Annotated in this window: 6 protein-coding genes; 3 read left to right on the top strand and 3 right to left on the bottom strand. The window is 64.1% G+C overall.

Features of this window, described 5'->3' with window-relative positions:
- On the top strand, positions 1–563 hold a 563-nt coding region (locus Y703_RS0113145), incomplete at its 5' end, for an IS256 family transposase (RefSeq protein ID WP_026553070.1).
- Between the two features lie 19 nt (positions 564–582).
- On the opposite strand, the gene Y703_RS0113140 is transcribed toward Y703_RS0113145, so the two are convergent.
- On the bottom strand, positions 583–1,206 hold the full coding sequence (locus tag Y703_RS0113140; protein WP_026553069.1) for a 13E12 repeat family protein: 624 nt from the start codon (positions 1,204–1,206) through the stop codon (positions 583–585).
- Positions 1,207–1,942: 736 nt separating this feature from the next.
- On the opposite strand from Y703_RS0113140, the gene Y703_RS0113135 reads away from it, so the two are divergent.
- Positions 1,943–3,028 (top strand): S-(hydroxymethyl)mycothiol dehydrogenase, encoded by a 1,086-nt coding sequence (locus Y703_RS0113135; RefSeq protein WP_026553068.1) that lies wholly within the window; start codon positions 1,943–1,945, stop codon positions 3,026–3,028.
- Positions 3,028–3,657 (top strand): MBL fold metallo-hydrolase, encoded by a 630-nt coding sequence (locus tag Y703_RS0113130; RefSeq protein ID WP_026553067.1) that lies wholly within the window; start codon positions 3,028–3,030, stop codon positions 3,655–3,657. The genes Y703_RS0113135 and Y703_RS0113130 overlap by 1 nt, the downstream gene beginning before the upstream one ends.
- A 77-nt stretch (positions 3,658–3,734) precedes the next feature.
- Here Y703_RS0113130 and Y703_RS19900 read toward each other — a convergent pair whose 3' ends face one another.
- A complete protein-coding gene (locus Y703_RS19900; RefSeq protein WP_253908046.1) occupies positions 3,735–4,538 on the bottom strand; it encodes a PIG-L deacetylase family protein in 804 nt (267 codons plus the stop codon).
- Between the two features lie 50 nt (positions 4,539–4,588).
- The coding region (locus tag Y703_RS0113120) for a lipoate--protein ligase (protein ID WP_026553066.1) at positions 4,589–5,212 on the bottom strand (624 nt) is incomplete at its 5' end.

Genomic DNA, 5,212 nt, shown 5'->3' with positions numbered 1-5,212 from the left:
TCGAGGCCACCTGGTCCCAAGCCACCGTTCAAACGTGCGTAGTCCACCTGATCCGAGCCTCGATGCGGTTCGTATCCTACGGTGACCGCAAGGCCGTCGCGGCGCTGCTGCGTCCCATTTACACCGCAGCCGACGAAGACGCTGCCCTTACGGCGTTGGGAACCTTCGCCGACTCCAAGCTGGGCAGGAAATACCCGGCCGCGATCAACACCTGGGAGAACGCTTGGGAACGGTTCATCCCGTTCCTGGCGTTCGGACCCGCCCTGCGCAAAGTCATCTATACCACCAACAGCATCGAGTCGCTGAACTACCAGCTGCGCAAAATCATCAAAAACCGGGGTCATTTCCCCAACGACGCGGCAGCGATCAAGCTGCTCTGGCTGGCCATCATGAACATCGAAGACAAGCGAGCCCGCGAACGCGCCAAGGAAGCGCGAACCCCCAAGGGTCAACCCCGTAAGGCCTCCGGACGCCTCGTCGAAGGCAGCGTCGTCCAAGGCTGGAAAGCCGCCCTCAGCGAGCTCACACTCGTCCATCCCGACCGCATCAACCCCTACCTCTAAACCATGAAATCTGGATCACCTACACAGAAAACTTGACAAGCTCGATCGACTCGGGGTGCAAGCGCTCCCGCACCCGACGGCACGTGGCCTTCAGCCGGGGCGACGTCAGCTGCGCACCGCTTTTCAACACGTCACCTTCGTAGCCGGGTACGACATCGGCCGGCACGGTGAGAGCTTCATCAACAATCACCAGGGCTTGCCGGACCGAGAGCACTCCCATGCCGAGGCATTGGAGGGTTTTCGGGAGGTCCTCGACCAGGGCCAGGCTCTGGCCTAACAGCCGGTGCGCTGCCCGCCCCGAGAGATTCAGCAACGGCGCCAACTCCTCAGCCGACAAAGTCAATCCCAGCCCGCTGCCCACGCCCGAACGGGCGCCGGGCCCAGAAGCAACACGGACGGCGTGGCCCTGCACCTCGCCATGCAACGCCGCAACCAACTCCGCCTGCCGGGCAGCGACCCACGACATCAACCGGTCCGCCGCCACCAACAGATCAGCAGTGCAAGGCACTCCCCGGGTCGTCTGCGCCCCGGCGGGCTGCGGCAGCAGCAGACCCACCAGCGATTCCGGGCCAGCCACCTCCACGACGGTGACCGGGGTGTTCCCAGCAAACCGATACGAACGGGACCCGTCCTGCTGTTTCATACCCCCATCACATCACCCCCCACCGACAGTTTCAGGGCCAGCAAGAGAACACGAGAGACATCCAGATTACGCCCACAGCGAACACCGGGATCAATCTTTTCACGTCCCGGAAGAAGGTGTCCACGGGGTTCGAACGCCGTCGTTCTCGCAGTATGGGCTACTCGCGGCTTTCCCCGCGAGGCACCCGCAATCGACCATTTTCCGCCCGCCAACCGGCTCTGCCAATTCCACGGTCAGCTGGACCAAGTCGTTGCTGGGACAGTCCCTCCGCCCGAACAACCTATCCGAGTCACGTTCACCCGGAAACTTGTTGAACCGGCGACACCTCCTCGCCCTTCGGTAGTCGCCAGATTGCCGAAGCTGACGGTTCACTCACGGCCCAGCGCACGCAGTCGTCCTCGCCGCAGTTCGTCGCGGGAACTGCATTTAGGCCCAGACAGACGCCGTCGACCAGAGTCCGGTCTCCAACGGGTTCGGTGAGGTTGACCGTCACCGGGACCGGAACGCCACAGCCCCCTAGCAGTACAGCACCGGTGAGCGCTCCGAAAACCAGAAGATACCGAGTCCTGTGCCTCATTCGCCACCTCAGCCCTCGTCGATCTCCCAATCCACCCGCCTGCCGACCACTATCCTCCTCGCCCAACATGAGGCAAGGATCATCCAATTGAGCTGCTGTCAGTCTCCGTGCCTATGCTTGAGTTACCGCCCGGTACACAACCGAAAGGACCGTGTAGAAATGGCTCATAGAGTCCAAGCCGTAGTTGTCAGGAAACAGAACTCACCAGTCAGCATCGAAACCATCCTTGTGCCGGATCCCGGCCCGGGTGAAGCACTGGTTGATATCATCACCTGCGGCGTCTGCCACACTGACCTGCACTATAAGCAGGGTGGCATCAGCGACGATTACCCGTTTCTGCTCGGCCACGAGGCAACCGGTGTGGTCAGCGCCGTCGGACCTGATGTCACTGAGGTAGAACCAGGCGACCGGGTCATTCTCAACTGGCGCGCGGTGTGCGGCGAATGCCGGGCCTGTCGTCGCGGCGAATCCCAGTACTGCTTCAATACCCACAACGCCACCCAGAAGATGACGCTTGAGGACGGGACCGAACTCACCGCGGCGTTGGGAATCGGCGCCTTTGCAGAAAAGACCCTCGTGGCCGCCGGCCAGTGCACCAAGGTAGATCCTGATGCGGATGCGGCGGCCGTCGGCCTTCTGGGTTGCGGTGTCATGGCAGGCATCGGCGCCGCCATCAACACCGGCAACGTTCGCCGCGGCGATTCGGTAGCGGTCATCGGCTGCGGCGGCGTGGGCAGCGCTGCCATCGCCGGTGCCAAGCTCGCGGGTGCGACGACGATCATCGCCGTCGACATCGACGACCGGAAGCTCGAAGCCACCAGAAAGCTTGGAGCGACCCACACGGTCAACTCCAAGAACGAGGACGCGGTTGAGGCAATCCAGGCCCTGACTGACGGCAACGGAGCCAACGTGGTGATTGACGCCGTCGGGCGCCCCGAAACATATAAGCAGGCCTTCTACGCCCGAGACCTCGCCGGCACCGTGGTGCTGGTCGGCGTTCCCACTCCCGATATGACTCTTGAGCTCCCCCTTCTCGATGTGTTCGGGCGCGGCGGCTCACTCAAGTCCTCCTGGTACGGCGACTGCCTGCCCTCCAGGGACTTCCCGATGCTGGTTAGCCACTACCGGCAGGGCAACCTCGACCTCGACGCCTTCGTCACTGAACGCATCGCGCTGGACCAGGTCGAAGCCGCGTTCGACAAGATGCACGACGGCTCAGTCCTTCGTTCGGTGGTGGAACTATAATGGCTGTGCGCGTTGAACACCTGCTCACCAGCGGTACCTTCTCCCTCGATGGCGGAACCTGGGACGTGGACAACAACGTCTGGATCATCGGTGACGACAGTGAATGCATTGTCATCGACCCGGCCCACAACGCCGCCGCAGTCATCGAGCAGATCAATGGCCGGCAGGTCCGGGCCATCTTGCTCACCCACGGGCACGACGACCACATCCGCGCCGTCGGCGAGGTATACGACGCCGTCCGGGCGCCCATCCATCTCCACCCCGCCGACCGGATGCTGTGGGACCAGATCTACCCTGACCCAGCGCCAGACCAGGACATCAACGACGGCGATGAGTTCACTGTAGGAGGCGTCACCCTGAAGGCGTTGCACACCCCGGGGCACTCCCCAGGCTCAGTGAGCTTCTATCTGGCTGAAGCGGGCACCGTCTTCACCGGCGACACCCTGTTCCAGGGCGGTCCTGGCGCGACTGGGCGGTCCTTCAGCGACTTCCCGACCATCATCGAATCCATCCGCGACCGCCTCCTCGGCCTTCCGGCTGACACGGTGGTGCGCCCGGGACATGGCGATTCGACGACCGTCGGAGCCGAAGCACCAGCACTTGATGACTGGATTGCCCGCGGCCACTAGGCCAGGCGGGTTACCACCAGGACGGGACAGTCCTGCGGCCTGACCAAGCAACGGGACCGTCCCGCCTGTCGGTCGATCTACAGGCCCTCGAACATATCGTTGAGCACCGGATCGCCAGGACTCCTTGGCGGCCAGGCAACGACGAAGAACTCGCGACCCACTGACCTGCGCCAGTTGGCTGCGGTGCGGGTAGGGTCCGAGATCACGTGCAGTTGGCTACGGTGCTGCGACAGCCCAGCGATGATCCTGTCGGCCACAGTGGTCGTGTCGACCTCCAACCCGATGGTCTCATCGGGCACGCCACGCAGGTGATAGACCCGGGAAGGGTCCCAGACATCCTTGCCACCGCGCAACCGTGCAGCGTTCCACCGCTCAAATGTTGAGGCCTTCATGGCGCCGTGGAGCAGCCTGCGGAACCCGGTATCGGCAGCCACGCGGACTCGGTGAAACGCCGCATCGGTGGCCTGGCCCACCGCAATATGGTCCGGATGTCCCGTAATGCCGTCCGGTCCGAAGGTAGCCACCACGTCGGGGTGTTCCTCCTCGAGGAGCAGGGCAATCCGCCCGACAAGTGCCTCGCTGGGAACACCGGCTAGTTTTCCGTCCGCATAATCCAGCCAGACGTGCCTGTCAGGCGTTCGTCCGAGGGCGCGCCAGGCGTTGCGGCACTCTCCCCGCCGCACCGCGCCGAGGGACTCCCGGGTGGCCGGAAAACCCGGTGGGATCTCCCCCGCCGCTCCATCGGTGGCGTGCACGAGGGTGAACCGGAAACCTGGATCATCCGCATGGAGAGCCACACTTCCCGCCAGTCCATAGGCGTCGTCGTCCGGGTGAGCGACCACCAGCATCACCGATGTACTCGGGGCCGTAGCTGATGCCAAGATCTTCGCCTCCTGCCCCGGAAATGACCGGCTTCTGACGGTTCTGGCAGCTAGGATACGCCCGGCCGTGAACCGCAGGAAGCCCCGGCGGGCATTGTCAACATATATCCAGAGCGCCGGTAGGCGGCAAGAACTGCGTCTTCCACGGCTCCCACAGTGATTCCCGGAACCAGGTCATTGGCGGCGCCAGCGGTCCCCGGGTCCCAATCCAAACCCATCGCGGCATAGGTAGACGTCAGCACCCCACGGATCGGCGCCGAGTCCTCGACCACCACCACCGACGAGAAGAGCCAGGCCCCGGCGACAACCCGTTGGGCGGTTCCCACCAGCTTGACCCGCCGTCCGTGGTCGCCGGTTCCATGCACGCTGTATTCGCCGGGACAGTACTCCCCCTGGATTTCGCCCATTGCAGCTGACACTCCTGCGGCGCGCAGCGCATCGGCGAAGAGCTCACCAAACCCGGCGAACCGGTTCCGGGACCCCGCAACGGCGTCAGTCTGCGGTTCGACGTGATCGATCACCAGGCAACCGCGATGGTACGCCGCAGCCCTCCCGCCCGCCCTGCGGACCAGCGGCTCAAACCCGTGCCCGCGAGCGGCGTCCTCGGCAGCGGGAAAGCCGGGCAGCCTGGTGTCACGCTGTCCGAAGGCCAGCGTGGGCTCGGGCCGGTACAC

It is taken from the genome of Arthrobacter sp. H20 (assembly GCF_000520515.1).
Taxonomy (GTDB): Bacteria; Actinomycetota; Actinomycetes; order Actinomycetales; family Micrococcaceae; genus Arthrobacter_D.
Note: the sequence above shows the minus strand (reverse complement) of the source record. Positions and strands in the feature narration are given on the sequence as shown.

Coding starts and splice junctions, on each gene's coding strand:
- Y703_RS0113140 (WP_026553069.1), bottom strand. CDS start 1,206: ATGAAACAGCAGGACGGGTCCCGTTCGTATCGGTTTGCTGGGAACACC.
- Y703_RS0113130 (WP_026553067.1), top strand. CDS start 3,028: ATGGCTGTGCGCGTTGAACACCTGCTCACCAGCGGTACCTTCTCCCTC.
- Y703_RS0113135 (WP_026553068.1), top strand. CDS start 1,943: ATGGCTCATAGAGTCCAAGCCGTAGTTGTCAGGAAACAGAACTCACCA.